Consider the following 25076-nt stretch of genomic DNA (forward strand, 5'->3'; position numbering starts at 1 on the left):
ATTGAAGACACTTACGCCTAAACAACTCTTTTTTGGTTTTAGCAAAATCGGGATGTCCGGATTTGGTGGAGTACTTCCTTGGGCGCGCCGTACGATTGTCGAACGGGAAAAATGGCTAAGCTCAGATGAGTTCAATGCCATGCTGGGAATCTGCCAAATTGTTCCTGGGCCCAATGTAGTTAATCTTGCTGTATGCGTAGGCTCTCGCTTTGCTGGTGTGCGTGGCGCAATTGCCGCCACTCTAGGTTTAATGCTGGGCCCTATTGCGATCGTCATTCTTCTAGGCATCTTGTACGAGCACTACAGCTATATGCCTGTTGTTCAGGGCATGCTACGGGGCGTCTCCGCGGTTGGCGTGGGTTTAATCGCCAGCACGGGATTTAAGATGATGCGTAGTGAATTAAGTTACCCGCCGATGATGATTGTGGTGATCTTCACCGTGTTGGCTGCTAGCTATTTCCATTTGGGCTTAGGTTGGGTGGTACTTATAGCATCACCATTGGCACTCTATCTTGCCTGGAAGAAAGCGGACATCTCATGACTGTCCTGCTGAGTCTCTTCTTAAAACTATCCGCATTTTCTTTAGTGGCATTTGGAGGTATTAATGCCTTGCTACCAGTTTTATTTAATCTCTCAGTAACTCAAGAGCAGTGGCTCAATTCACAAACGTTTGCGGACTACTTTGCCATTGCTCAAGCCGCGCCTGGTCCTAATTTAATGACAGTTACCTTAATTGGGTGGCACGTAAGTGGCGTCATCGGAGCGGTAGTTGCAACACTAGCAATTGCCTGGCCCTCATCGATCATGATTTTCTTTTTGCAGCGCTATATCAGGGGCATGAAAAATCCCAGAAAACAAAAAGCAATTCAGTTTGCCGCTGGGGCACTAGCAGTTGGCCTAGTGCTCGCATCTGCTTGGCAAATTGCTTTACAAATTAACCAAGGTTATGCCGCTTACTTTCTAACAATCATGACAATTGTGATTGCATTATTTACCCGCTGGCATCCTTTGTATTTAATTGCTCTGGGTGCAGCCCTGGGAATTTTTGGAGTGATATAACGATGATGAAGTCATTAAAAATAGTCATGTTTTTTGCGGCCTTGCTAATCATTGCAAAACCACAAGCCCAAACTAACTCCCCAACCAAGCCGATTACCGTAGTCGTACCCTATGGTGCTGGCGGAAGTGCAGATTCTCGGGGCAGACAACTAGCTCAAAAAATGAGTTTGATTCTGAAGCAACCCTTTGTGATTGATAACAAGCCTGGTGCTGGTGGCAATATCGGTACTGAATTTGTTGCGAGAGCGGCGCCGGATGGATATACGATCGGCATGGGTAATTTTGCGCCACTCGCTGTGAATAAAACCCTCTTTGGCACACTGCGTTATGACCCCGAAACAGATCTTAGCCCGATTATTCTGATTGAAAAGGGCCCACTCATTTTGGTAGTAAACCCGAATTCGCAATACAAATCTATTCAAGATATTGTTGCTGCAGCCAAAGCAAAGCCAGGCACCCTTACTTTTTCATCGGGGGGTATCGGAGGTAGCCATCAATTGTCTGCTGAACTGTTTATGCAGAATGCTGGCATTCAAATGATTCATGTCCCATATAAGAGCGGCTCTGCCGCGCTAACCGATTTAATGGCAGGCAATGTAGACATGATGTTTGATCAAATGTATTCGGCAGTACCCAGCATCAGAGCAGATAAATTGCGCCCTATCGCCATTACAAGCAAGAAGCGGTCGCCACTCTTTCCAAACGTGCCTAGCTTTGCAGAGCTTGGCTACCCCAAAGTGGAAGTTCTTAATTGGCAAGGATTCATAGCGCCAGCAGGAACCCCTAAACCCATTATTAACAAACTAAATGCAGCAGCTAATGAGGCTTTGAAAGACCCGCAACTGCGTGAATTGATGCTTTCTCAAGGAAATGAAATTGGCGGCGGAACTCCTGCTGATTTTGCAGCCCTGATCAAGTCTGAAGCGGCGAAATGGAGTGCCGTAGTTAAGGCTGGAAATATCAAACCTGAATAGGCTTGACTGAAAAACTTATTTCAGCGCTTGGTAAGTCAGAATACCCAAGAAGGTAAGGCATAGCGAACCAATCAAATGCAAAAGCGCAGTACCTAGCGCCCAAGTTACTTCGCCACGCTGCATAAACCCTACAACCTCGGCAGAAAAGCTAGAGAAGGTTGTGAGGCCACCCAAGAAACCGGTAATTACGAACAACTTCCATTCTGGGGAGAGGCTGGGATTATTGCCAAAGAAGGCTACCGCAATACCAATCAAATACCCGCCCACCATATTGGAAATAAAGGTTCCCAAAGGAAGCGTTGAGGCAACGCCTACTGTTGCAAGATTAAAACCTGCCCTCAGTAATGCACCAAGACCGGCGCCGCAGAAGATTGCAAGGATAGATAGCCACATAGGAATATTTATTGGATTGTAAAAGTAAGCATACCAATGGAACCCATTTCAATTCCATCAACTTGCATCTTGGGCACTTCACCCTGCTCTTGCTGAGCAAGCACATACAATGCTGGCCAATAGTGCTCAGGGGTTGGAATAGATAAATGGGCGGCATCGCCAAATTGCTCCCAATGAATCAGAGTCTCATGGTGATTAGCCTTCATTTCTGAAACAAAGAAATCGTTGAATTCTTTAGCCCACGGATATGGGGTAGCACCCTCCTCCCAATGGATCGTGCGCAAGTTATGCACAACATTACCGCTTGCCAGAATCAAAATGTTCTCATCACGTAAAGGGCGCAATTTTTTAGCTAGCTCGTAATGCTCACCAGCAGTTAAGGAGCCATCTAGACTCAACTGAACTACGGGAACATCGGCATCTGGATAAAGATATTTGAGAACAGACCAAGCACCGTGATCAATGCCCCATTCATTCTCTTCAAGCACCACAGGAACACCTAGTAATTCCTTTACGCGGTCGGCCAGCGCAGGACTGCCAGGCGCTGGATACTGAATATCAAACAAGGCCTGCGGAAATCCGCCAAAGTCATGAATCGTTTTGGGTTTGGGCATTGCGGTAACCCATACTCCACGAGTTACCCAATGAGCCGAGATGACTAAGATCGCATCTGGGCGTTTGAGTGATTTACCAAGACTGGCCCAAGCGGCTGTATAGCGATTGGGCTCGATAGCGTACATCGGACTGCCATGGCCAGCAAATACTGCAGGTTGGCGATGGCTAGTCATTAATGCAGATTAACCGAATACGTAACCAGTATGAGCTGCAACCAATGCAAACAAAATAGCCAAGCTAGTAGCGGCCGCCAACATCACGATCAAAGTAATGATCTTCTTGTTGATTTCGTCTTTCGTTTCTTTATGCCATTCGTTCATGCTAAATCCTCATTAAACACATTAATTAGTAGCGCAATTATCCACTATCGGCCGCGGCCAGCCTTACGCATCATGGCTTTTCCGCCTCCAAAGCCTGCCTGAGGCCTACCGCCAGGACCGGATGGGCCTTTGGGGGCTGGTGGACGGGCTACCGGCTTAGCTACTACCGGCTTGGCTGGGGTTTTTGATTCAGGTTTTTTATCGTCAGTCACTTTTTGCTCCTATGGATATCATATTGCCATGATTACTGACTATTCTATCCAAGCTGTCGCGATTAATGCGATTCCCTTGATTTTTGCCATCACTATCCATGAGGCTGCCCATGGCTATGCGGCGCGTCAATTTGGTGACAATACAGCCTATATGCTGGGTAGAGTAAGCCTGAACCCTATTAAACATATAGACCCTGTGGGGACAATCCTCATCCCCTTGCTATTGATTTTGTCAGGATCTCCCTTTTTAGTTGGCTATGCCAAACCGGTACCCGTAAACTTTGGGCGCCTTCGTAACCCCAGAATTGACTCCATTTGGGTGGCCCTAGCTGGTCCTGGCTCCAATTTCATTCAGGCTTTAATTTGGCTAATCCTACTAATTGGGCTGGTTGGGTTTGGGATAAACGAAAAGTTCTTCATCTCCATGTCACAGGCCGGCATTACCTGGAATTTAGGATTACTGGTTTTCAATCTATTTCCACTTCCCCCTCTCGATGGTGGCCGGATTCTTGCGGGACTCCTGCCTGCACGCCAATCTATCGCCTTGGGCAAGCTAGAGCCCTGGGGCTTTTTTATCGTTCTCGGCCTTGTTTTTACTGGGATCATTGGCAGCCTTTGGATGACCCCATTGATGGCATTTTTTGAGTGGTTAATTCTCTTGCTGACCAGCCCCTTAAGAATGATTTTCTAAAGAAATTCAGATCGGCAAAAATCAGCATTCGAGAGTATGCTGACCCAATACTGCGTTACATCTTTCATCTATTGAAATCATTGGAGCCCTCATGAAAATCAAACATCTTGTTTTAGCCACCCTTGCACCAACACTATTGCTAAGTGGAATTGCCTATGCGCAATTTAAAAAACCTGAGGATGCAATTAAGTATCGCCAAAGCGCTTTTACTGTGATGGCGAATTCTTTTGGAAAAATTGGCGCCGTTGTTAAAGGTGAAGCACCATTTAATAAAGATGAAGTCGCCAAGAATGCGGCCGTTGTTGCAATGCTCTCCACTTTGCCATGGCAAGCATTTGGTCCAGGCACTGAAGGTGGCAACGCGCTACCAGCAGTATGGTCTGATAACGCCAAATTTAAATCTGCTGGAGAAAAAATGCAGCTGGCTGTAGCCAACCTCAATACTGCTGCGCAGTCAGGCGATCAAGAAGCAATCAAAAAAGCTTTTGGTGCTGCCGGCGCTACCTGCAAAGGTTGCCATGATGACTTCAAGAAAAAGTAATTAGTTCGTTATGAAGTAACCCAGAATCACCGCAATCAGGCTGAGCAGCAACAGCGCTAGGCCGCGTTGCCAAGCTCCATCCTTGGAGACTTGACCCAAGTCAGAAGGCAGATACTTTGCTTCCTCGCTTGGGTCGATTTCTTTATCGCCCAGCAACATTGGCTTTATTAAATTCTCACCCTTGAATTTTTGATAATAAAAAATTGCGCAGAGGTGAACAACAATCAAAATAATCAGAACCTTTTCATTCTGATGATGAATAGAAGTTAAAAGCTCAACTGTTTCATTGGAAACATATTTTGCGAGCGGCCCCTCAAAAGCGATGTCGTCGTTTGCAAAAAGACCAGTCACTCCTTGAAGGCCAATCGAAAAGAGCAAGGCTAGAACAGATAGCGCGCCCAGGGGGTTGTGGCCAAGACTCACCTTAGCTTTGCCAGATAGATAATTCAGAAGGCCTTTTGGGCTTGGCACGAAATTGATAAAACGGGCATGGTGCGAGCCAATCAAGCCCCAGCAGATTCGGAAAATAATTAAGGTCAAAACACAATAACCAACTCGCGCATGGAATTCCATGGCATTGCCACCAATCTTGACGGTCACAAAACTCAAAATAATTCCGACAACTAAGAGCCAATGAAAGAGGCGAATCGGCAAGTCCCAAACACGAATGATTTTTTTCATAACTCAAGAATAAATCACCGCATGGGATTAATCCTGATTTATTTAATCTCCGGCAGATCCTTTTGAATGATCTTCAAGCCTTCACGTAAAGCTTCTTGGTAGCGCTCTCGCTCCGCCTTCATCGTCTCTGCAGTCCAAGAATAAAAACCTTCACCGGTTTTCATGCCCAACTTGCCGCTGGCGATACGATCACTCAAACATTTTGCAATATCTGGAGAGTTATTCAGAGTGGGATAAATCGTTGCTCCACCAGCACCATGTACATCTAGACCAGCATGATCTCTCTGCATTGCAGGTCCAGCAGCGATATAGCGAAAGCCAAAACCAAAACGTACTGCCTTATCAATATCTTCTAAGCTAGCAATCCCCGCATCAACCATGGCAAAAGCTTCACGTGATAAAGCGTGCTGTAAGCGATTTGCCAAGAAACCTGGCAAATCTTTTTTAACAGTAACTGGCACCATACCGCAGGCCGTCATCAATCGAGAAAGACTTTCACCAACCATGGGGGAAGTCTTTTGGCCATAGACGACTTCTACGCATGGTACTAAGTGCGCAGGCATGAAGAAATGTAAACCAATCATGCGTGCTGCCGTTTTCAGCCCTTTTGAAATATCGCTAATCGGAAAGCTCGTGCTATTGCTTGCTAAGACTGCCTCCGGTTTTGCGTATTGTTCCAGCTTGGCAAACAGCTCTTGCTTAATATCCAAACGCTCAGGTACGCACTCAATGACTAAATCTATCTCTGGCCAATCTATCTCCTCTAGGGAGCCAGCAGTAGAGAGCAAATGCAGGCGATGCTCGTAGCCCAAATCAATCATGGTGTTGGCAAAGTAATCTGGCAGCAGTGCGCGGCGCTCGGTAGTAGGCTCTAGGACCTGTACAGCACAACCCCCACGCGCGCAAACGGCTGCCACATCAGCACCCATAGTGCCGCCACCAACGATGACGACTTTAGTTTCGGATGGGGTAAACAACATCTTCATTTCTCCTTCGGGGGCAAGATAAGGATTACAAATCCTCTTACAATGTTTTCATTATTCCAATAAAAAAGTAAGTGAGACATGATCCCAGTCAATTCAGTACTGCAGGTCGGGCAATTTCCAGAAATAATGCAATTGGAGATTGATAAGCGACTGAGCACAAGCAAGCTACTCAACCCCCAGGACAAACCTCCCGATGTCAACTTCACCGCCATCCTTACCCGTTCAAACACACAAATCCCACGAGAGTTGCTGGAGAAAATACCTGCCGTGCAAATGGTCGCTACATGTGGCGTGGGTTACGACAACCTTCCCTTGGACTATCTCCAGGAGCATGGAATTAAAGCCAGCAACACTCCGGGCGTTCTGAATGATGCCGTCTGTGAGCTTGCCATTGGCATGCTCTTTAGCTTATTACGTCGCATTCCGGAAGCGCAGGACTTTGTCAAAAGCGCCGCTTGGTCGAGGGCGCCCTTCACCATCACCACTACCCTTGCAGGGAAATGCGTTGGGATTGCAGGGATGGGTCGCATTGGGCAAGATCTAGCAAAACGCTTAGAGCCTTTTAAGGTCAAACTAGCCTATACCGGACCCACTCAAAAAGAATTACCTTATGAGTATTTCACTGACATCAAGTCCTTAGCAAAGGCATCTGACATTCTTATTCTTGCGTGCCCCGCTAGTCCAGAAACAGAAAAAATGATTAATGCAGAAGTCTTGGAAGCTTTGGGTCCGAGAGGCTATCTTATTAATATTGCGCGAGGCAGCGTAGTGGATGAGGCCGCACTTTTAGTTGCACTGCAGCAAAAAATCATTGCTGGTGCAGCTCTCGATGTATTTGAAAATGAACCAAATCCAAACGTCGGCTTCTTAAATATTGATAATGTCTTACTGACACCGCATATCGGAAGCGCCACTTCTGAAACGCGACAATTAATGACGAACCTAGCAATAGATAATTTAGAAGCTTTCTATAATAAAAAACCACTTCTGACTGAAGTAAAAAATTAAATTGGAGTAAGTAATGACCATTTCCCTACACCCTTCCACACTGCCTGCGGTGCTCTCACCTGTATTAACTCCATTTAAAGAAGACGGCAGCCCAGATGCGCAAAAGTTACTAAAGCAATGTCAATGGCTCGAAGCCAATGGTGTTGGTCAAGCAATCTTCGGAACAAACTCAGAAGCCAATTCTATGTCCGCCCGTCAAAAGATGGCCACATTAACTACATTGGTTGAAGGTGGCTTAAATCCAGCACACATGATGCCTGGTACGGGTGCCACGTCTATTGATGCAACAGTTAGCATGACTCGCCATGCCCTTGACCACAAGTGCGCAGGCGTATTGATGTTGCCGCCTTTTTATTACAAAGATATTACTGATGATGGCCTCTTTGCTTACTTCTCAGAAGTCATTCAAAAGATTGGCAATGCAGCATTGCAAATTTATATCTACAACATTCCACCGGTCACCAAAATTAACCTCAGCCTTTCTTTACTAGAGCGCTTAGCCAAAGAATATCCAAAAACTGTTGTTGGTATGAAAGATAGTTCTGGTGATTGGGCTTATACAGAGTCCGTGATCAAACTCTTGGCACCATCAGGTTTCCGGGTTTATGCCGGTAGCGAAGTTTTCTTAATGCGCGCCCTGCGTGCAGGTGGCGTTGGCTGCATCTCCGCTACTGCTAACGTAAACCCTAAGGCTATCGCTGAATTAGCAGCCCATTGGAGGGAATCTGACGCAGATCAACGCCAGGCCGCCCTAGATCAAGTACGCTCAGTGTTTGCTCAATATCAAATGATTGCCGGCATGAAAACTGCAGTTGCACACTTCAGCAAAGATTCAGAGTGGTTACGTGTACGCCCACCACTCATGCAGTTGAGTGCAGATCAGCAAGCGAAGTTGTTAGGCGAGCTACAAAAAATTAATTTCAGCATGCCAGGCCTTTAATTAAATAGACTCAAAACAGGAGACAAAAATGAAGCTTATTAAAATAATTGCTGTGACTATCACCATGTTGTTCGGTGCAGCGCAAGCACAAAACCTTTCTATTGCAACCGGCGGTACCGGCGGCGTTTACTACCCAATGGGCGGCGGCCTAGCCTCAGTACTTTCTAGCAAAGTTCCAGGCATGTCTGCAACTGCCGAAGTGACTGGTGGATCTGTAGATAACCTAAACCTCATCGGCACAGGTAAACCTTACGTTGGCTTCTCCATGGCTGATGCTGCCAAAGATGCTAAAGATGGCGAAGGCAAATTTACTAACAAGAAAGTAGATTTACGCACCCTAATGGTTCTCTATCCAAATCTCATGCACGTTGTAACAGTGGACTCCACCGGCATCAAGTCCATGAAGGACCTCAAAGGCAAGCGTGTTAGTACTGGCGCCCCAGGTAGTGCAACTGAAGTAATGGCTTTCCGCCTCCTCGAGGCTGCTGGCTTAGATAAAGACAAGGACGTCAAGCGCGAGCGTTTGAGCGTAGCTGAATCTGTTAACGCAGTAAAAGACCGCAAAATTGATGCCTTCTTCTGGGTTGGTGGTTTGCCAACTGCTGCTGTAACTGACCTCGCTAATAGTCCCGGCATGAAAATTGTCATGATTGATAACGCTGCAGAAGTAGCTGCTATGAATAAGAAATATGGCAATCTGTACTTTGCTGCAGATATCCCAAAAGAAACCTATAGCGGTATGGGCAAAAACAATAAAGTAGCTGGTGTCGCCAATATTTTGGTAGTTAATGCCAATATGCCTGATGACGAAGCTTACAAAATTGTGAAAGCCGTCTTTGATAACAAACTGGAATTGGTTCGTACTCACAAGGAATACATCAATGTAACTCTTGAGAATCAAAAACAAAACTCAACACCTATCGCATATCACCCAGGTGCATTGAAGTATTACAAAGAAAAAAACATCAAAGTAAATTAAATCAAATTCATTTTGAGCTCAGGAGTGTCTTCAGGCACTCCTGAATTTTTTGATAGTTCCGCATTAGCAAGACAAAAAAGCCGTATATAAGAAAATAGGTAGAGACATGACACAAGCTGTGATTGATAACGAAACACAAGAAAAATTAGACGCCTTCATTAAGCAAGAGGAAGGTGATTCCAATGACTACAAAGGTCTCTTGGCCAAGTTCATCACCTTGGTGGCGGTTGGCATGTCACTCTTTCACCTATACGCTGCTTATTCCATTGTTCCAACCCAGCAACTGCGTGTTATCCACGTAGCCCTAGTACTGTTTTTAGTATTCCTGAGCTTTCCAATTGCAGCCCGATTTAAGAACCGCCTGATGTGGTGGGACATCCTATTTGCCGTCGGGTCGATAGCTGTAGCCTATTACATCCTCAGTGGCGGAGATGATCTGTTTGATCGCAATACCGCCCCGAATTCAACTGACGTCATGTTTGGCGTCTTCCTAATTGCACTAATCCTAGAGAGTGTCCGAAGAACCAACGGCATGGTCTTGGTAGTAGTTACCTCCCTTTTCTTAGCGTACGCCCTCTTTGGCAACTATTTGCCAGCTCCTTGGACACACAAAGGCTATGACCTTGATCGTCTAGTTGGTTACATGTTCATGACGCTTGAGGGTATTTATGGCACTGCGGTGGACGTATCAGCCACCCTCATTATTCTGTTCACTATTTTTGGCGCCTTCCTCCAATTTACTGGTGCAGGCAAATTCTTTATCGACTTCTCTTTTGCTGCTATGGGCGGTAAATCTTCTGGTGTTGGTAGAACGATTGTTCTCTCCTCATTCTTGTTGGGCGGCCCATCAGGCTCTGGCGTAGCCACCACTGTTACCGTTGGTTCAGTAGCAGCCCCAATGCTCGATAAAGTTGGTTACGAAAAAAATGCTGCAGGTGGTTTGCTGGCCGCCGGTGGTTTAGGTGCAATCATCTCCCCGCCTGTACTTGGAGCAGCGGCATTCTTGATCGCTGACTTTTTGAAAATTTCTTACTTAGACGTGTTGCTGATGGCAACCATTCCAACCATCCTGTTTTACCTTGGCTTATTGGTCATGGTAGAAATTGATGTACGCAAGTACGGAATGAAGAGCATTCAGTTCAAAGCCGCAGAAACAGCCTGGCAATTAACCAAAAAATATTGGTTCCACTTTTTCTCATTGATTTCCATTGTGGTCTTCATGATGTTTGGCTTTTCACCGGTTATGTCAGTGTTCTGGGCGACAGTAGTGTCAGCAGTTTCCAGCATGCTGCGTCGTGACACTGCCATCATTCCTTGGGAGTGGTTCCAGGGTAAAGAAAAGATTCTCTCTGGCCTATACAACTCCAACCTCACTAAAGCGCTGGCATCTGGCTCTACTGGCGTTCTAGCGATTGCAGTGACCTGCGCTGGTGCCGGCTTGATTGTTGGTACCGTCACATTGACTGGTTTAGGCTTGAAGTTCAGCTCCATTGTGATTCAGTATGCAGGCGGCTCACTCTTGCTTACTGCCATCTTCACAGGCTTGGTGGTTTGGGTTGTTGGACTCGCCGTTCCCGTAACTGCGTCATACATTATTTGTGCCGTGATCGCAGCGCCTGCACTGATTAACCTTGGCGTTCCAGAATTTGCAGCGCACATGTTTATCTTTTACTACGCTGTGCTTTCTGAGGTATCCCCTCCAACAGCGCTCTCCCCTTTTGCGGCGGCAGCGATTTGCAAAGGCAACCCCTATAAGACGACTTTACAAACTTGGAAGTATGTCGCACCAGCAATCTTGGTGCCGTTCATGTTTGTGCTCGATAAGTCAGGCGTGAGCTTGTTGTTGATGGGCTCCACCACCGCTTTAGAGCAAGCAGATTGGTCGCAAATTGCTTGGATCTCCTTTACCGCCGTGGTCGGAATCATCTGCTTAGCTGGTGGACTACAAGGCTGGTTTATTGAAAAAACCAAGATTTTTGAACGCGTCATCATGGTTGTTGCTGGTGTGGCACTTTCCTATCCATCAACCGAAGCTGACATTATTGGATTTGTAGGTTTTGGCTTGGTGTTGATCACCCAATCGATCACCCACTTCAAGCTACATCCGAGATCCACTTAAGCATGCCGAAGTAGCGCAAGACAATAAAAAATCCCGCCTCAAGTGCGGGATTTTTTATTGTTGCAAATTTAGATAGAACAATTAAGCGATCTTAGTCCAAGCAGTCTTGCCAGCATACTTTTTAATCGCCGCCTCATCAAACTCAAAACCTAGTCCTGGGGTTTTGTGCAGAATCAAGTCGCCATTCTTGAAAGCAAGTTGCTTGTTAATCAATCTGCGGAAGTTCAAGACCTGATCATCCAAGAAAAATTCTACGAAGCGGGCATTTGGCGTTGCCGCCACCAAAGGTGCATGCAGATCATGCATCCAGTGTGGGCAAACAATCACACCCTTTAAATCGGCGTAAGCAGAAATACGGCGCCACTCGGTGATGCCGCCACACACAGCTGCATCAGACTGCAAAATAGCTGCCCCGCCAGCATCGATGAGCTCTCGGAAACGCCAGCGTCCAGCCTCCATCTCACCAGTAGCAACGTTGATTTTGGTTTGGCGCGCTAGGGCCGCATGCAGATCAATGGCATCAGGTGAAAATGGTTCTTCAATCCAATAAGGGTTGTAAGCCTCAAAGCGACGAATGTATTCCAGAGCTGTCGGTAGATCACGCCAGGCATTATTAGCATCCAAAGTCAGCAAAACATCCTCACCAATGGCCTTACGAGCAGCCTTAACACGCGCTTCTTCCTCTCTTGGGGAAAGGCGCCCTACTTTCATTTTGACGGCCTTAAAGCCTTGTTTGACGTAGGACTCCATCTCCTTACCCAACTTGGCGGGAGTTTTACCATCTAGATAGTAGCCACCACTGGCATAAGCTGGGACGCGGTCGTCTACGACTGATCCCAAATAATGGTGAAGGGGCAATTTTGCGGTACGGGCATTTAAATCCCAAAGCGCCGTATCCAGAATGGAGATACCGCGCATAACTGCACCAGCGCGCCCTTGCAAAATGGACTCGTTATACATATCCATCCACAGACCTTCACTGCGATGGCTATTTTGACCAATCAGTTTTGGGGCCAGCAATTGCTCTACTGCAATCTTGGCAATATCGCCGCCAGCACTACCCACATAGCAAAAGCCAATGCCCTCATTACCATCCTTACCGCGTACCTTGACCAAGCAATAGTGGCGCTCTGAAACCGTCCGCGTAGAAAAGGAGGTGACCTTATCTAGAGGCACCGCTACAGCTGCAACTGATACTGACTCAATGATGGGCATAGGAGCTCCTATATTCAAAAAATTATTGTAGCCACAATTAAGAATGTATGACGGCTCCCAAATAGGGAATAATGAGTCGCTTAAGAATTAACTTCATCCACGATTATTTGGAGGCGTTATGAGCAAAGTTGTTGTCATAGGCACAGGCACTATGGGGGTAGGCATCGCAGCCAGCTTTCTGGCCTATGGCGCCAAAACAATTTTGCTAGGTAGGGATCTCAATAAGGCAAAGCTCAACCTTTCTAAGGTGGAGGCCTGCGCTGATACCATCAATCCCTCATGGCGAGATAGTGGCGCCCAACTCATTGCAGGCAGCATTGCAGATTGGTCTGATTGGCAAAATACCGATCTACTTATTGAAACCATTTCTGAGCGTCTTGATCTCAAAAAGGCGCTTTTTAGAGAGCTTGATCAGCGCGTGCCACCCAGCATTCCGATTGGCAGCAACAGTTCGGGCTTTCCTATTAGCGATATTGCACAAGGCCTCGCAACAAGCCATCGCATGTTCAACACCCACTACTTCATGCCCGCCCATATCGTTCCTTTGGTAGAGGTAGTACTGGGTGAAAATTCTGATCCACAGATGGCTGAAGAGATTTGCAATCTGTATCGTAGCCATGGCAAAAAACCAGTCTTAGTCAAGCGAGATATTCCAGGATTTTTAGCCAACCGAATTCAGCATGCCTTGATGCGTGAGGCACTTTCCTTGGTGCAAGAAGGAATCGCCTCACCAGATGATGTCGATACTGCTGTGCGCTATAGCTTTGGCTTTCGTTACGCTGCAGTTGGCCCCATGACTCAAAAGGAAATCTCTGGCTGGGAAGGTATGACACTAGCAGCGGAGGTGATCTATCCCTCTCTCTCGAATATCCAAGCGCCACCTGACTGCGTTATGGATCTGGTCAATTCCGGAAAAACAGGCATGGCCAAAGGTGCCGGTTTTAGAGAGTGGTCATCAGAGGAAGCAGCTCAAATGAAGCAAGTCTATGAGACACGTCTTAAGGCAGCCTTTGAAGTGTTAAAAATAGCACCTGAATTGAATTAAATTGGGATTGCTGCGATACAGCACACCTCAAAATGCTGCGATCTGCCACAACAATATTGGATAATTGCTGGGTGAAGAAAAATGTCTGTGCGCGCCCCCTCTTTGTAAAAGGGGCAATCAATTTAATTGGATTTGCCTTAGTTGGCCTCATTCAACTGCCGGGGATTGAACTCGTCTCTAGCGCTGTAGCGCAAACTACAAGCCAAACCAGCAAGGTCAGTAAGGCTCCGCAAGTTAAACAGAAGACCGTCGTACAAAGCAACAAGCAAGCTGGGCTCAAAGTCAAATCGGACTCGTCAAATCAATCCTCTAAAAGCATGAGCCTGAATCCGGAGCTGTTTAAGCGGATTGAGGGCGAGTACAGTAATGATGGTGGCTCGAATTTGGATTACCGCGTTCAACGTGGCTGCCTACGCCGCAGTTATAACGAAGAAAGTCTCCCAGCAAATCTAGGTCTGAATGATCGAAATTTCAATGATTTTTTTAGATCCCAAACCAAAGGCTTTTTTGATCGGATGCGCGGCGATTGCATTCCGTATGCACTAGCCCTAGGAAGTCGTAACCGCTTTGAATCACTCAGTATCATGAATGGCCCCATGCAGGATGCCAAGACAGAGATTTGGACTTTTACCCCTTCAGCAGCAGGCAGCTTCTTAATTCAACAAGATTATCTAAAAGACGAGTCGAAACGCTTTACAGAAATTCAACTACCATTACGCGATGTTTTATACGACCCCAAAAAGGTGGGCGATAAATTGCCTGTGGAGCTCATTTGGGAATTGAACTCTGTCATCAAACAGATCTATCCCGAAGATAGCAGCGCCTTGGAAAGTACCAACAGCATTGTGCGCTTGATAGTGGACTTTGGCGATAAAGAGCGCTGGGCGCAAATATGGGCAGCTGAAATTATTGATCCAGCTTCAGGCGAAGTATTTTCTAGCGCATTTTGGGTGGAGAGAAGCGATATTCCTGGCGCCTTTTACACCGCCAGTGGCGAGTCTATTGAACGTACCTTCTGGACTAATCCCTTAAGTTATCGACGCATCTCGAGGGGCGTTGGAAGCGTGAGAGCATCCAGCAAAAAAGTTGCCCCATCTAAGAATGCCAATGCGGCAGTAGCAGCACCAAAGCAACGATATCGAACCCACATGGGGATTGATTACTCAGCACCGATTGGGACGCCAATCTTTAGCGTAGCGACAGGCAAGGTAGCGCATTTGGGCTATAGCGGCGCATTTGGCAATCTCATCATCCTTGAGCACCCCGGAAACTATCGCACCTATTATGCTCATTTAAGTAACTACAACTCCGAGCTAGAAGTTGGGAATGAAGTGCGACGCGGTTTAGAGATCGGCTATGTTGGATCAACCGGACGCTCTACCGGCCCTCACCTTCACTTTGAATTAAGAAAAGATGGTATCTACGTTGATCCATATGGCGCTAAAACAGAATTAGATTTATGGAATATGCGCGATAGTGACAGCGGCTTACTTACCAGAGAAATTCTCTTGCTGGGCACACCTCCCAAGAATTAAAAATCGCTTAATCAATTCAGCAATATTAAAAGGGCCTATTAGGCCCCTTTAATTTTTACAGCGTCGTGTATCAGCCAAGAACCAATACCGGTAACTTAGCATGCACAATCACTTCATGCGTTTCGCTACCCAATAAAACACTCTTAATGCCAGTACGCTTATGTGAAGCCATCACGATCACATCTGCCTTGGCTTTCTTGGCACCCTCCAAAATACCCTCAGATAAATTGCTATCTGCGATATGCAAGGTATTGACCTTAATGCCAGCGCCTAATGCAACAGCTGCTTTTTTAAAGATATCCTTAGCAAATGCCTCGCATACCTTCTTATGATCTTTTTGAGAAATGCCATAACCCATGGTGCTATCGGAATAAACCATCGGCGGCATTGGATCAGAAACATAAACCAAAGTCACGGCGGCTTTGTCAGCTTTAGCAAGCGCGGCAACCTTTTTTAAGGACTTTTTACTTACATCCGAACCATCAACCGGTACTAATAAGTGCTTGAACATATCGACTCCTGTTAAATTAAACCCTAATGTCATTCATTCCATCATAATCCTTATTATTCATCTGTAAAAGCATAAAAGGGGCACTGAATTGCTCAAGTATTTAGCGGTCTATTTTTCATTTTTACTATCATTAGTCGTCATTGATTTGATTTGGCTGCTCGGTATTGCCAAGAATCTCTACCGCGACGACATGGGCTCGCTGATGGCTAGCGAACCCAAATTACTGGCTGGCCTCGGTTTTTATCTTCTATATGCGCTTGGTGCATCCATTTTTGTCATACTCCCAGCAATTTCTAAGCAGTCTTTAATATATGCAGTGCAATATGGTGCCCTATTTGGTTTCTTTTGCTACATGACTTACGACTTAACCAACCTCGCAGTCATTCGTGACTTTCCCATTCGATTGGCATTTATTGATATCGCCTGGGGTTCCGCAGTGACAGCACTTTCCGCTACTGTTGCCTACTGGGTTGGTAGTCGCATAGCCTGAAGTCTTTTTCCAAATGAATCTCTTTCACCCGAAACTACTCGATTCTTTTAAAGGCTATAACGGAGCACTGCTCAGTAAAGATATATTGGCAGGCATTACGGTTGGAGTAGTTGCACTGCCATTGGCAATGGCATTTGCGATTGCCAGCGGACTTAAACCTGAAGCGGGTCTCTTTACAGCAATCATTGCTGGTGGCCTGATTTCAATACTAGGTGGTAGTCGCGTTCAAATTGGTGGTCCAGCCGGCGCCTTCATTGTGATTGTGTACGGCATTGTTGAGCACTATGGCCTTGCAAATTTACTGCTGGCGACTGCCATGTCTGGAGTATTTTTATTTCTGATGGGACTCTTTCGGCTAGGCACTTTAATTCGCTTTATTCCAGTCGCCGTCATTATTGGATTTACCAATGGAATCGCCGTACTAATTGGTTTATCTCAAGTGAAAGAATTTTTTGGCCTGCAAATCACCAAGATGCCTGCTGAATTTTTTCAGGCAATTCAAACTTTATATGCAGCTGCTGATACTGTGAATCCTAATGCTCTCATGCTATCGATGGGAAGCCTTGCTCTGTTAATCTCTTGGCGGGCATTTCAAAAGCATCTGGGTTACCTAAGCCACATTCCAGGAACAGTCATTGCGATGGCTGCGGCCACCATAGTTACTAGCGTGTTTAATCTTCCCATCGATACGATAGGTAGTCGTTTTGGTGGCATACCCTCTGGACTACCAAGCTTTGAATGGATTCCAATCAGCTGGGGTACCGCACAATTTGTGATCGTACCGGCAATTACTCTCGCCCTGCTTGGTGCGATTGAATCGCTACTATGCGCACGGATTGCCGATGGACTCATCCACGATCGCCATGAGTCGAATCAAGAGCTCATGGCTCAAGGTATCGCCAATGTAGTTAGTCCATTTTTTGGCGGCATGCCAGCAACAGGAACCATTGCAAGAACAGTTACCAATATACAGAGTGGTGCAAGTACTCCGATTGCTGGGATCGTTCACTCGATCACATTACTCGTGATTATTTTGTTTGGCGCCCCACTGGCTAAAGATATTCCATTGGCCAGCCTAGCTGCCATCCTGATGTTTGTTGCTTGGAATATGGGTGAGTGGAGAAAATTTGCTGACCTTAAACAATTTCGTCTACCGTATCGCCTAACCATGTTGAGCGTCTTTTTTCTGACAATCATTCTGGATCTCACCGTTGCAATCCAAGTAGGTTTGCTCCTAGCGTTTATTACTTTTATCTATCGTATCTCCAGCTTATCTCGCTATGAATCAGCAAGTGCTAGCGACTTTCCAGAGCTGGAGCAACACCGAGGAAATATTGCTGCGTTCAGAATTTACGGTGCCATCTTTTTTGGTGCAGTAAAAATTCTAGAACGCATCGAAAATGAATTACCTTCAAAAGTATTGGTACTTGATCTTAAAAATGTTATTTACATCGATGTTTCAGGCATGGATGCCCTGCTTGAGCTTGAAGAGGTTTGCAAAAATCGCGGCATTAAGCTCATAGTTTGCGGCCTAGCGCATCAACCCAATGAGATGGCGGTACGTGGAGGCCTGCTGGAGCGACTCCCTGCTGATTGCATTTACCCAGATCTATATCACGGTGTAGCGGCAGCCGCAAGTCAGAAGACTAGCTAATACAGAAGCCGCCTTTTAACAAAGCTTCCGGCAAATACCAAGCGCGATAGAGACCAAATAATCCTGCCGATATCAAAAGGCCAGCGGCAATATATCTCACCCAAATGTATTGTCCAAATTGAGTTAACACTGCCGAAAATTTAGAGATCAGCAAGAGGTTGGGCAAAGTACCCAAACCAAATGCCAGCATCAAAGCCGCCCCAGTTAGAACATCCCCCGACAAAAAAGCCAGTGGCAAAACGCTGTAAACCAAACCACAAGGAACCAAGCCCCACACCATTCCACTAAACCAGCGAGATGAGCGACCCGTAAAACTTCCTAAGTATTTGGCCCAATATTTAGCCATACGGGCACCAAGCCACTTACCGATCAATAGAGGATTGTTGGATCGCTGCCGCAAAAGACGCGCCCCCATAAGCAGCAAAATTAAAGATGTAAAAGCAAATAAGGGTCGTTGAATAGGCACCATGTTTTGCTGCCAAAGAACCGCACCAGCCCAAGCCGCCGCAGCGCCGAGCAGAACATAGGTCATCAAACGCCCTAAGTGCATGATGAGCTGAAGATAAAACAACTCAGACTTACTTTGCAAGGGGGCGTAGGCCATCTCTTGGGCGCCACCTTGACGCTCAATTGCCGCTGCGATACCACCACACATTAGGGCACAGTGCCACCCACTGACAAGAGCACCCAAGAATACGGCCAACAAAAGACTGGTGGTCAGCATTTAGACACCCAGCACCGCGAGTAAATATTAAAATTGCGCATTATCCGAGTAGAATAAACTCATCTGACATCTTGATCTAATATGAATTACACCAGCTCTGATGCCCCAAGTAGCAAATGCTCGGTATGCGTACTGGGTCAGTTTTGCTTGCCAGTAGGGATCAGCTCAAGTGATATCGCCAAGATTGATACCCTCGTAAAAGAGCGAGTCCACTTGCAAAAGGGTGAAAGCCTCTACCGTCATGGTGATCCGCTGTCTGCGGTTTATAGCGTTCGCTTTGGCACCCTCAAGACTGAGTATGGCCTTGAGGATGGGCGTCAACAAGTCATTGGGTTCCATCTTCCTGGGGAAATCTTAGGGCTTGATGGCATTGGTGAAGGCAGCTATCAGTCCGAGGCAATCGCCCTTGAAGAGAGTGAAGTCTGCATTATTCGCTATGAAGCATTTGAGGATTTGGCGCGACAAATTCCAGTTCTGCAAAAGCAGTTCCACCGCATTCTGAGCCGCGAACTCACGCAAGACCAACGTCACCTACTCTCATTGGGTAGTTTGCGCGCAGAAGAGCGTTTAGCGGCCTTCCTGCTGAATTTATCCCAACGTCTAGCTGCGCGTGGTTATCAAAACAATGAATTTGATTTACGCATGAGCCGTGTTGAAATTGGTAGTTACTTAGGCATTCAGATTGAGACCGTAAGCCGCATGCTTTCGCGCTTTGCTGAATCAGGATTGATTCAGATTAAACAGCGCCATATCAAACTAATTGATATGGATGGGCTTTATGAATTAGCCAGCATCCCCAATCCAGACCGTGCAGTTCAAATTAAGCCGATAAGCGCTTAAGCACTACCGCGCTTTAAATCAAGCCGCGATCGGGGCCTTTACTGCCATTCTCATCAATACCAGGCAGAATGTAAGCAGTTAAAGCGCTCGAGAAAGAGCAAAAGATCCAGATAACAAAAAATCCAATGGTGTAAATTCCTTCATCGGAAATGTTTGGGTGATAGCCAAAAAACAATAGCTCGGAAGGATGCACGATGCTAAAGAGCAAACCTTCGGCCAGAATAGAAACCAAAAACGATGGCCACATAATCCAAATGAATAAGCGGTACTTCATTTGCGATCCTGCTCTACCTTGAGCTGCTCAACCTTGAGTCCACGCTTCACCACGCCATCGCGAACTGGCTTATCCGAATACAGATTAACGGCCAAATAAATAGTAATCACGCAACCTATCGCCGCAACTGCTGGGCCACTAATTAACAGCCATGGCCAAAGCTGCTTAAACCAGGGCTTATTTGTTTCGTGTTGTGACATATTCATCCTCTCCATCTTTCGCTATACAGCTTAGCGGGGAACAATAAAGCTCGATTTTTCATCGCGCACTCTGGTGATTAACTCATTACCAGACATCTCATGGCCAATCACATCAAAATGAATTGGGTAATTACCAGGCTCATGCGCGCCTACAGTAGTGCTTACTTTAACCGGAATCAATAGATTGCTGGCTGGGCCCACTTCAATCTCTGTAACAACCTGTCCTTGTGAGTTTAGGATTTTTAGGTCGTCTAAGCCCGTTGCTTTTACTTGAACATTCATATTATTTTCAGAAGCATTCATGATCTGAATACGATAGATGTTCTCGATACGCACTCCATCCACTTCACGAGCCAATGCCCCACGATCTCGCATCACGTCCACACGCAATGGATTTCTGGTTACCAAAGAAATCAGGAAGGCACTTGTAAGAACTGTAATAAAAGCCATGTAAATCAAAACGCGTGGTCGCAAGATATGGCGAATTGCGCTTTGATTGGTTTCTTTATCCTCAATGGCTCGCTCAGTCGTATAGCGAATCAATCCTTTTGGATAATCTACCTTCTCCATCACTTGATCACAAGCATCAATACAAGCTCCGCAACCAATGCACATATATTGGAGGCCATCACGAATATCAATACCAGTTGGGCAAACTTGCACGCAAATGCTGCAATCTACGCAATCCCCTAAACCCAGCGTAGCATGATCAGCCGACTTACTACGGCTACCACGTGGCTCGCCACGGACCTTATCGTAGGTAACCAGGAAAGTATCTTTATCCACCATCACGCTTTGGAAGCGAGCATATGGGCACATGTATTTACATACTTGCTCACGCATGAAGCCTGCATTGCCCCAGGTGGCAAAGCTATAGAAACACAACCAGAAGGTTTGCCATGGACCAAGCGATAAATGCAGGATGGCCGCGGCAAGGGTTTCAATTGGCGTGAAATAACCAATGAAAGTAAAGCCAGTCCAGAAGGCAATTAAGAGCCACAGGAAATGCTTAGTGATTTTGAGGCGCCACTTACGGACACTCCAGGGCCACTCTTCCCCATCCAAACGAATACGCGCGAATCGGTCACCCTCAACCTTACGTTCGATCCACATAAAGATTTCGGTGTAGACCGTTTGCGGGCAGGCATAGCCACAAAATAAGCGGCCAGCAATTGCGGTGAATAGAAAGAGCGCTAAGGCAGAAAGAATTAAGAGGAGTGTGAGATAGATCACATCCTGCGGCCACAAGACCAGGCCAAAGATATAAAACTTACGCTGTATTAAGTCAAAGAGTACAGCTTGACGGCCATTCCAGCTAACCCAGGGAAGACCATAGAACAATAATTGTGTTGCAAATACCAAGATGAAACGCCAGCGGGCAAACAGCCCGCTAACAGATCGCGGGTAAATCTTTCGCCGGACCTCGTAAAGAGATTCCTCAATTACATCAATAGGAATAGGCTTCCCAACCGGCGAATTATCTGACACTGATTATTTAGCCGCAGCAGTCTTATTGTTAGACAAACCCCAAACATAAGCAGTCAAGAGATGAATCTTCTCAGGACTCAAAACTTTATCTTGAGCAGGCATCATTGCCATGCGGCCTTTAGTCAAAGTCTCAATAATTGTTGCCTCGGAACCACCATACAACCATGTCTTGTCTGTCAAGTTAGGAGCGCCTAGAGCAATATTACCTTTGCCATCCGCACCATGACAAGCTACGCAATTGGCTTTAAACACTTCTGCACCGCGAGCTGCTTTTGCCTGGTCTACGGGCAAGCCTGAAAGACTGCGCACATAGTTAGCCACATCCACAATCTGATTGCTGTCTAACTGTGGGAACGGAGGCATTACACCCATACGTCCATTAATCAATGTTGTCTTGATGTTTTCTGGGGATCCACCGTAGAGCCAATCGCCATCGGTCAAATTCGGGAAGCCTTTTGCACCGCCTGCATCCGAACCATGGCACTGAGCACAGGAGTTCAAGAACAAACGCTGACCCATTTCACGTGCTTTAGGATCTGCAGCAACTTGCTCAATATCCATCTTCACGTATTTAGCGTATACCGGCTTCAACTCATCATTTGCCTGCGTCATGGAGCTCATCAAAGCACCATCAGTGGAATAACCCACAACACCAGGGAATGAACCTAAACCTGGGAACAAAACCAAGTAAACCAATCCAAAGATACAAGAGAGTAAGAACATCCACATCCACCAACGTGGCAATGGATTATTGAGCTCGCGTAAATTGCCATCCCAAACGTGTCCAGTATCAGCTACTGCACCATCGGCCGTGTGAACTACCTTAGCCTTACGCTGAGAAAACAGAAGCCAGATACACCAAACAATACCGACTAATGAAACTAGTGCGATGTAGTTGCTCCAACCGTTATTAAAAAAGTCACTCATGATTTGTCCTTACTAAATTCATCTGGAAGATCAAATGGAAGTTCAGCTGATTCTTCATTAGCCGACTTTCTACTTGGAGACCAAGCCCACCAAACAATTCCAACAAAAAAGACAAGTCCTATTACTGTTGAAAACGCGGAGAGATAAGCTGTGATCTGTTCCATTTGATTTATATAGTTTTAAATTAATAACCTTGGCGCTTACTTCGCTACAGCTTCATCAACAATGATGTAGCGACGATTTACACCTAAACCTTGAAGATAAGCAATTAAGGCATCTTCCTCAGTCTTGCCTTCCAACTCTTTAGGAGCTTCCGCAATCATTTCATCGGTGTAAGGTACGCCCAAACGACGCATTGCCGCCATGTGAGACTGAATTGAAGATGCATCGGCAGCATTTTTTTGCAACCAAGGATATCCAGGCATATTGGATTCAGGAACCACATCACGCGGATTACGGAGGTGAATGCGATGCCAATCATCAGAGTAGCGCGCACCAACACGAGCTAAATCTGGGCCGGTACGCTTACTACCCCACAAGAATGGGTGATCAAACACTGACTCACCAGCCAAGGAGTAAGGACCGTAACGCTCTACTTCAGAACGCAATGTACGGATCTGCTGTGAATGGCAGCCAACACAACCTTCGCGCTGGTATATATCGCGACCAGCCAAACGCAATGCTGTGTATGGAGCTACGCCAGGACTTGGTTCAGTTGTTGTGTGCTGAAAGAACAGCGGAACAATTTGTACCAAACCAGCAATGGAGACCACCACGATGGTGGCAATAATTAACCAACCAACGTTTTTCTCAAGTGTTCCGTGGGAAAAGAATTTATTTTCGCTAGACATTTTTCTTCTCCTTAGTGAGCAGTTGCAGATGTTTGTGGAATTGGGGCATTCACGAATGTTTTACCAATCACTGTCTTGTAAACGTTGTATGCCATCAAGAACATGCCGCTCAAGTAGCAGAGGCCGCCCAACAAACGAATCACGTAGAAGGGGAATGTTGCTTTTACAGATTCAACGAAGCTATAAGTCAAGGTTCCGTCTGGCTCAAACGCTCTCCACATCAAACCTTGCATTACTCCGGCAATCCACATCGCAGCGATGTAAAGAACAACGCCAATCGTAGCGATCCAGAAATGCACTTCAATTAAGCGTGTGCTGTACATCTCTTTTTGACCAACTAAACGTGGGATGAGATAGTACAAAGAGCCGATCGTAATCATGGCAACCCAACCCAGGGCGCCAGAGTGCACGTGTCCAATAGTCCAGTCGGTGTAATGCGACAAGCTATTCACAGTCTTAATAGACATCATTGAGCCTTCAAACGTAGACATACCGTAGAAAGACAATGCCACTACCAAGAATTTCAAGATTGGATCGGTGCGTAATTTGAACCAAGCGCCAGATAAAGTCATGATGCCGTTAATCATGCCGCCCCATGATGGAGCCAACAAAATAATCGAGAATACTGTTCCAAGTGACTGAGTCCAGTCAGGCAAAGAAGTATGTTGTAAATGGTGAGGACCTGCCCACATATAGGTAAAGTTCAAAGCCCAGAAGTGGACGATGGACAAACGATATGAGTAGATTGGACGCTCTGCTTGCTTAGGAATGAAGTAGTACATCATGCCCAAGAAGCTGGTAGTCAAGAAGAAACCAACTGCATTATGGCCATACCACCACTGCACCATCGCATCTTGCACACCAGCGTATGCGGAATAGGATTTCCACAAGCTTGCCGGCATTTCTAAGTTATTAAAAATATGCAGAATGGCAATCGTCAGGATGTATGCACCAAAAAACCAATTGGAAACATAGATGTGTTTTGTTTTGCGCTTCATGATGGTGCCGAAGAACACCACTGCATAGGCAACCCAAACCAATGTGATCAGAATATCAATCGGCCACTCTAGCTCTGCGTATTCTTTGGAAGTAGAGATGCCTAACGGTAATGTCACTGCTGCCAAGACGATCACAGCCTGCCAACCCCAGAAGGTGAAGGCCGCTAATTTGTCACAAAAGAGTCTAGCTTGGGAGGTGCGCTGCACGATGTAATAGGACGTTGCAAACAACGCCGATCCACCGAATGCAAAAATCACCGCATTGGTATGCAATGGACGCAAGCGACCGTAGCTTAACCATGGAATATTAAAAGTGATATCAGGCCAAATGAGCTGCGCGGCGAGGATAACCCCCACGAGCATGCCCACAATTCCCCAAAGAACCGTAACAATGGCAAATTGGCTGACAACCTTGTAATTGAAGGTATCTTGATTGTTCCCCACGGTAAGTCCCATGGTTTCTCCTTTTTTTGTGACCAAACAGCGACATAATCCAAATAGACTGAAGCCATTATCAAAGTAAGCTTAAGAGGGCGTTTTGATCTATGTCAAAAAGGATGCGTGCATTTACGCTTTTTAATACTTAATTTATTTCAGCATATTAGCTAAATACTTAAAAAATATAGCTATTTTTGTGAGTATTCACTAACATTTTTGGATTTAGGGGTATCGTCATCCATCAAAATGGCCTCACCAGGACCCTCTAAATCGTCAAACTGCCCCGCCTTTACTGACCAATAGAAAATCCAGGCTAAAAGACCAATCAATAGCAGTGAAATGGGGATTAAGAGAAAAAGGCTTTCCAT

General features: G+C 46.1%; 31 protein-coding genes. 14 read left to right on the plus strand and 17 right to left on the minus strand.

The window, feature by feature from the left end; all coding sequences use genetic code 11:
• The first annotated feature begins 1 nt into the window (after position 1).
• From ICN30_RS09360 to ICN30_RS09370, 3 genes are read left to right on the plus strand one after another with little or no spacing between them, the layout of a single operon-like run.
• Positions 2 to 541 carry a chromate transporter gene (locus ICN30_RS09360; protein ID WP_216275109.1) on the plus strand — a complete coding sequence of 180 codons (540 nt, stop codon included), beginning with the start codon at positions 2 to 4 and terminating at the stop codon, positions 539 to 541.
• Positions 538 to 1059, plus strand: a complete 522-nt coding sequence (locus ICN30_RS09365; protein ID WP_255533203.1) for a chromate transporter — start codon at positions 538 to 540, stop codon at positions 1057 to 1059. Before ICN30_RS09360 ends, ICN30_RS09365 begins: the two co-directional genes overlap by 4 nt.
• 5 nt (positions 1060 to 1064) lie before the next feature.
• Positions 1065 to 2033: a tripartite tricarboxylate transporter substrate binding protein gene (locus ICN30_RS09370; protein WP_216275191.1), complete on the plus strand. Its 969-nt coding sequence runs from the start codon at positions 1065 to 1067 to the stop codon at positions 2031 to 2033.
• A 15-nt stretch (positions 2034 to 2048) separates the two neighbouring features.
• On the opposite strand, the gene crcB is transcribed toward ICN30_RS09370, so the two are convergent.
• Genes crcB through ICN30_RS09390 form a run of 4 tightly spaced genes read right to left on the minus strand, consistent with a single transcriptional unit; the run spans position 2049 to position 3573 of the window.
• Entirely contained in the window at positions 2049 to 2426 is a 378-nt protein-coding gene (gene crcB / locus ICN30_RS09375) for a fluoride efflux transporter CrcB (RefSeq protein ID WP_216275112.1), read from the minus strand.
• 8 nt (positions 2427 to 2434) lie between these two features.
• Positions 2435 to 3214, minus strand: coding sequence for a 4,5-DOPA dioxygenase extradiol (gene ygiD, locus ICN30_RS09380; RefSeq protein WP_216275114.1), 780 nt, complete (start codon positions 3212 to 3214; stop codon positions 2435 to 2437).
• 9 nt (positions 3215 to 3223) lie between these two features.
• A complete protein-coding gene (locus tag ICN30_RS09385) occupies positions 3224 to 3361 on the minus strand; it encodes a hypothetical protein (RefSeq protein ID WP_173960827.1) in 138 nt (45 codons plus the stop codon).
• A gap of 44 nt (positions 3362 to 3405) precedes the next feature.
• A complete protein-coding gene (locus ICN30_RS09390; RefSeq protein WP_216225094.1) occupies positions 3406 to 3573 on the minus strand; it encodes a hypothetical protein in 168 nt (55 codons plus the stop codon).
• A 28-nt stretch (positions 3574 to 3601) separates the two neighbouring features.
• Here ICN30_RS09390 and ICN30_RS09395 point away from each other — a divergent pair, with 28 nt between their 5' ends.
• Positions 3602 to 4264, plus strand: a complete 663-nt coding sequence (locus ICN30_RS09395) for a site-2 protease family protein (RefSeq protein ID WP_216275116.1) — start codon at positions 3602 to 3604, stop codon at positions 4262 to 4264.
• Between the two features lie 91 nt (positions 4265 to 4355).
• Complete coding sequence (locus tag ICN30_RS09400) at positions 4356 to 4805, plus strand: cytochrome c (RefSeq protein ID WP_216275118.1); 450 nt, start codon at positions 4356 to 4358, stop codon at positions 4803 to 4805.
• Here the strand turns inward: ICN30_RS09400 and ICN30_RS09405 are convergent, their stop codons facing one another.
• Positions 4806 to 5486: a cytochrome b/b6 domain-containing protein gene (locus tag ICN30_RS09405; RefSeq protein WP_216275120.1), complete on the minus strand. Its 681-nt coding sequence runs from the start codon at positions 5484 to 5486 to the stop codon at positions 4806 to 4808. It lies immediately after the preceding gene.
• 38 nt (positions 5487 to 5524) lie between these two features.
• Entirely contained in the window at positions 5525 to 6466 is a 942-nt protein-coding gene (locus ICN30_RS09410) for a 3-hydroxyacyl-CoA dehydrogenase family protein (protein WP_216275122.1), read from the minus strand.
• An 84-nt stretch (positions 6467 to 6550) separates the two neighbouring features.
• Here ICN30_RS09410 and ICN30_RS09415 point away from each other — a divergent pair, with 84 nt between their 5' ends.
• The 4 genes from ICN30_RS09415 (at position 6551) to ICN30_RS09430 (ending at position 11518) form a co-directional block, all read left to right on the plus strand.
• Entirely contained in the window at positions 6551 to 7480 is a 930-nt protein-coding gene (locus ICN30_RS09415; protein ID WP_216275124.1) for a 2-hydroxyacid dehydrogenase, read from the plus strand.
• Positions 7481 to 7493: 13 nt separating this feature from the next.
• On the plus strand, positions 7494 to 8420 hold the full coding sequence (locus tag ICN30_RS09420; RefSeq protein ID WP_216275126.1) for a dihydrodipicolinate synthase family protein: 927 nt from the start codon (positions 7494 to 7496) through the stop codon (positions 8418 to 8420).
• Positions 8421 to 8448: 28 nt separating this feature from the next.
• Positions 8449 to 9399: a TAXI family TRAP transporter solute-binding subunit gene (locus ICN30_RS09425; RefSeq protein WP_216275128.1), complete on the plus strand. Its 951-nt coding sequence runs from the start codon at positions 8449 to 8451 to the stop codon at positions 9397 to 9399.
• Between the two features lie 106 nt (positions 9400 to 9505).
• Positions 9506 to 11518, plus strand: coding sequence for a TRAP transporter permease (locus ICN30_RS09430; RefSeq protein WP_216275130.1), 2013 nt, complete (start codon positions 9506 to 9508; stop codon positions 11516 to 11518).
• 81 nt (positions 11519 to 11599) lie between these two features.
• Here the strand turns inward: ICN30_RS09430 and ICN30_RS09435 are convergent, their stop codons facing one another.
• On the minus strand, positions 11600 to 12733 hold the full coding sequence (locus ICN30_RS09435; RefSeq protein WP_216275133.1) for a mandelate racemase/muconate lactonizing enzyme family protein: 1134 nt from the start codon (positions 12731 to 12733) through the stop codon (positions 11600 to 11602).
• A 118-nt stretch (positions 12734 to 12851) separates the two neighbouring features.
• On the opposite strand from ICN30_RS09435, the gene ICN30_RS09440 reads away from it, so the two are divergent.
• Together ICN30_RS09440 and ICN30_RS09445 are read left to right on the plus strand one after the other, a co-directional pair.
• Complete coding sequence (locus ICN30_RS09440; protein WP_216275135.1) at positions 12852 to 13778, plus strand: 3-hydroxyacyl-CoA dehydrogenase NAD-binding domain-containing protein; 927 nt, start codon at positions 12852 to 12854, stop codon at positions 13776 to 13778.
• Positions 13779 to 13849: 71 nt separating this feature from the next.
• Positions 13850 to 15313, plus strand: a complete 1464-nt coding sequence (locus ICN30_RS09445) for a M23 family metallopeptidase (RefSeq protein WP_370626629.1) — start codon at positions 13850 to 13852, stop codon at positions 15311 to 15313.
• A 70-nt stretch (positions 15314 to 15383) separates the two neighbouring features.
• Here ICN30_RS09445 and ICN30_RS09450 read toward each other — a convergent pair whose 3' ends face one another.
• On the minus strand, positions 15384 to 15824 hold the full coding sequence (locus ICN30_RS09450; RefSeq protein ID WP_216275139.1) for a universal stress protein: 441 nt from the start codon (positions 15822 to 15824) through the stop codon (positions 15384 to 15386).
• An 88-nt stretch (positions 15825 to 15912) separates the two neighbouring features.
• On the opposite strand from ICN30_RS09450, the gene ICN30_RS09455 reads away from it, so the two are divergent.
• Both ICN30_RS09455 and ICN30_RS09460 read left to right on the plus strand, forming a co-directional pair.
• On the plus strand, positions 15913 to 16314 hold the full coding sequence (locus tag ICN30_RS09455; protein WP_216275141.1) for a DUF2177 family protein: 402 nt from the start codon (positions 15913 to 15915) through the stop codon (positions 16312 to 16314).
• Between the two features lie 13 nt (positions 16315 to 16327).
• Positions 16328 to 17968 carry a SulP family inorganic anion transporter gene (locus tag ICN30_RS09460; RefSeq protein WP_216275143.1) on the plus strand — a complete coding sequence of 547 codons (1641 nt, stop codon included), beginning with the start codon at positions 16328 to 16330 and terminating at the stop codon, positions 17966 to 17968.
• On the opposite strand, the gene ICN30_RS09465 is transcribed toward ICN30_RS09460, so the two are convergent.
• Positions 17961 to 18692, minus strand: coding sequence for a sulfite exporter TauE/SafE family protein (locus ICN30_RS09465; protein WP_216275145.1), 732 nt, complete (start codon positions 18690 to 18692; stop codon positions 17961 to 17963). The two genes, ICN30_RS09460 and ICN30_RS09465, sit on opposite strands and share 8 nt — an antisense overlap.
• Before the next feature lie 81 nt (positions 18693 to 18773).
• Between ICN30_RS09465 and ICN30_RS09470 the strand changes: the two genes are divergently transcribed.
• The gene (locus ICN30_RS09470; RefSeq protein WP_216275147.1) at positions 18774 to 19532 is read left to right on the plus strand and encodes a helix-turn-helix domain-containing protein; all 759 of its coding nucleotides are present in this window, start codon (positions 18774 to 18776) and stop codon (positions 19530 to 19532) included.
• A gap of 13 nt (positions 19533 to 19545) precedes the next feature.
• On the opposite strand, the gene ICN30_RS09475 is transcribed toward ICN30_RS09470, so the two are convergent.
• From ICN30_RS09475 to ccoS, 8 genes are all read right to left on the minus strand, one after another.
• Positions 19546 to 19806, minus strand: coding sequence for a hypothetical protein (locus ICN30_RS09475; RefSeq protein ID WP_216275149.1), 261 nt, complete (start codon positions 19804 to 19806; stop codon positions 19546 to 19548).
• Entirely contained in the window at positions 19803 to 20006 is a 204-nt protein-coding gene (locus tag ICN30_RS09480) for a FixH family protein (protein WP_255533204.1), read from the minus strand. Before ICN30_RS09480 ends, ICN30_RS09475 begins: the two co-directional genes overlap by 4 nt.
• A gap of 30 nt (positions 20007 to 20036) precedes the next feature.
• Positions 20037 to 21494 carry a cytochrome c oxidase accessory protein CcoG gene (gene ccoG, locus ICN30_RS09485; RefSeq protein ID WP_216275150.1) on the minus strand — a complete coding sequence of 486 codons (1458 nt, stop codon included), beginning with the start codon at positions 21492 to 21494 and terminating at the stop codon, positions 20037 to 20039.
• Positions 21495 to 21497: 3 nt separating this feature from the next.
• Entirely contained in the window at positions 21498 to 22421 is a 924-nt protein-coding gene (gene ccoP / locus ICN30_RS09490) for a cytochrome-c oxidase, cbb3-type subunit III (protein WP_216275152.1), read from the minus strand.
• Positions 22418 to 22585 carry a cbb3-type cytochrome c oxidase subunit 3 gene (locus ICN30_RS09495; RefSeq protein WP_216863420.1) on the minus strand — a complete coding sequence of 56 codons (168 nt, stop codon included), beginning with the start codon at positions 22583 to 22585 and terminating at the stop codon, positions 22418 to 22420. The genes ccoP and ICN30_RS09495 overlap by 4 nt, the downstream gene beginning before the upstream one ends.
• Before the next feature lie 36 nt (positions 22586 to 22621).
• Positions 22622 to 23272, minus strand: a complete 651-nt coding sequence (gene ccoO, locus ICN30_RS09500; protein WP_216275154.1) for a cytochrome-c oxidase, cbb3-type subunit II — start codon at positions 23270 to 23272, stop codon at positions 22622 to 22624.
• Between the two features lie 11 nt (positions 23273 to 23283).
• On the minus strand, positions 23284 to 24726 hold the full coding sequence (gene ccoN, locus ICN30_RS09505; RefSeq protein WP_216275156.1) for a cytochrome-c oxidase, cbb3-type subunit I: 1443 nt from the start codon (positions 24724 to 24726) through the stop codon (positions 23284 to 23286).
• Between the two features lie 170 nt (positions 24727 to 24896).
• The gene (ccoS, locus tag ICN30_RS09510) at positions 24897 to 25076 is read right to left on the minus strand and encodes a cbb3-type cytochrome oxidase assembly protein CcoS (protein WP_216275158.1); all 180 of its coding nucleotides are present in this window, start codon (positions 25074 to 25076) and stop codon (positions 24897 to 24899) included.

This window comes from Polynucleobacter sp. 31A-FELB (assembly GCF_018882405.1).
GTDB lineage: Bacteria > Pseudomonadota > Gammaproteobacteria > Burkholderiales > Burkholderiaceae > Polynucleobacter.

Excerpts from the sequence above, each read along its gene's own strand:
- ccoP (WP_216275152.1), bottom strand. The coding sequence starts at position 22,421 with ATGAGTGACTTTTTTAATAACGGTTGGAGCAACTACATCGCACTAGTT.
- ICN30_RS09385 (WP_173960827.1), bottom strand. The coding sequence starts at position 3,361 with ATGAACGAATGGCATAAAGAAACGAAAGACGAAATCAACAAGAAGATC.
- ICN30_RS09395 (WP_216275116.1), top strand. The coding sequence starts at position 3,602 with ATGATTACTGACTATTCTATCCAAGCTGTCGCGATTAATGCGATTCCC.
- ygiD (WP_216275114.1), bottom strand. The coding sequence starts at position 3,214 with ATGACTAGCCATCGCCAACCTGCAGTATTTGCTGGCCATGGCAGTCCG.
- ICN30_RS09415 (WP_216275124.1), top strand. The coding sequence starts at position 6,551 with ATGATCCCAGTCAATTCAGTACTGCAGGTCGGGCAATTTCCAGAAATA.
- ICN30_RS09365 (WP_255533203.1), top strand. The coding sequence starts at position 538 with ATGACTGTCCTGCTGAGTCTCTTCTTAAAACTATCCGCATTTTCTTTA.
- ICN30_RS09480 (WP_255533204.1), bottom strand. The coding sequence starts at position 20,006 with ATGTCACAACACGAAACAAATAAGCCCTGGTTTAAGCAGCTTTGGCCA.
- ICN30_RS09425 (WP_216275128.1), top strand. The coding sequence starts at position 8,449 with ATGAAGCTTATTAAAATAATTGCTGTGACTATCACCATGTTGTTCGGT.
- ICN30_RS09410 (WP_216275122.1), bottom strand. The coding sequence starts at position 6,466 with ATGTTGTTTACCCCATCCGAAACTAAAGTCGTCATCGTTGGTGGCGGC.
- ICN30_RS09435 (WP_216275133.1), bottom strand. The coding sequence starts at position 12,733 with ATGCCCATCATTGAGTCAGTATCAGTTGCAGCTGTAGCGGTGCCTCTA.
- ccoS (WP_216275158.1), bottom strand. The coding sequence starts at position 25,076 with ATGGAAAGCCTTTTTCTCTTAATCCCCATTTCACTGCTATTGATTGGT.
- ICN30_RS09420 (WP_216275126.1), top strand. The coding sequence starts at position 7,494 with ATGACCATTTCCCTACACCCTTCCACACTGCCTGCGGTGCTCTCACCT.
- ICN30_RS09430 (WP_216275130.1), top strand. The coding sequence starts at position 9,506 with ATGACACAAGCTGTGATTGATAACGAAACACAAGAAAAATTAGACGCC.
- ICN30_RS09405 (WP_216275120.1), bottom strand. The coding sequence starts at position 5,486 with ATGAAAAAAATCATTCGTGTTTGGGACTTGCCGATTCGCCTCTTTCAT.
- ICN30_RS09465 (WP_216275145.1), bottom strand. The coding sequence starts at position 18,692 with ATGCTGACCACCAGTCTTTTGTTGGCCGTATTCTTGGGTGCTCTTGTC.
- ICN30_RS09370 (WP_216275191.1), top strand. The coding sequence starts at position 1,065 with ATGAAGTCATTAAAAATAGTCATGTTTTTTGCGGCCTTGCTAATCATT.
- ccoN (WP_216275156.1), bottom strand. The coding sequence starts at position 24,726 with ATGGGACTTACCGTGGGGAACAATCAAGATACCTTCAATTACAAGGTT.
- ICN30_RS09470 (WP_216275147.1), top strand. The coding sequence starts at position 18,774 with ATGAATTACACCAGCTCTGATGCCCCAAGTAGCAAATGCTCGGTATGC.
- ICN30_RS09440 (WP_216275135.1), top strand. The coding sequence starts at position 12,852 with ATGAGCAAAGTTGTTGTCATAGGCACAGGCACTATGGGGGTAGGCATC.
- ICN30_RS09450 (WP_216275139.1), bottom strand. The coding sequence starts at position 15,824 with ATGTTCAAGCACTTATTAGTACCGGTTGATGGTTCGGATGTAAGTAAA.
- ICN30_RS09460 (WP_216275143.1), top strand. The coding sequence starts at position 16,328 with ATGAATCTCTTTCACCCGAAACTACTCGATTCTTTTAAAGGCTATAAC.
- ICN30_RS09475 (WP_216275149.1), bottom strand. The coding sequence starts at position 19,806 with ATGAAGTACCGCTTATTCATTTGGATTATGTGGCCATCGTTTTTGGTT.
- ICN30_RS09400 (WP_216275118.1), top strand. The coding sequence starts at position 4,356 with ATGAAAATCAAACATCTTGTTTTAGCCACCCTTGCACCAACACTATTG.
- ICN30_RS09495 (WP_216863420.1), bottom strand. The coding sequence starts at position 22,585 with ATGGAACAGATCACAGCTTATCTCTCCGCGTTTTCAACAGTAATAGGA.
- crcB (WP_216275112.1), bottom strand. The coding sequence starts at position 2,426 with ATGTGGCTATCTATCCTTGCAATCTTCTGCGGCGCCGGTCTTGGTGCA.
- ccoO (WP_216275154.1), bottom strand. The coding sequence starts at position 23,272 with ATGTCTAGCGAAAATAAATTCTTTTCCCACGGAACACTTGAGAAAAAC.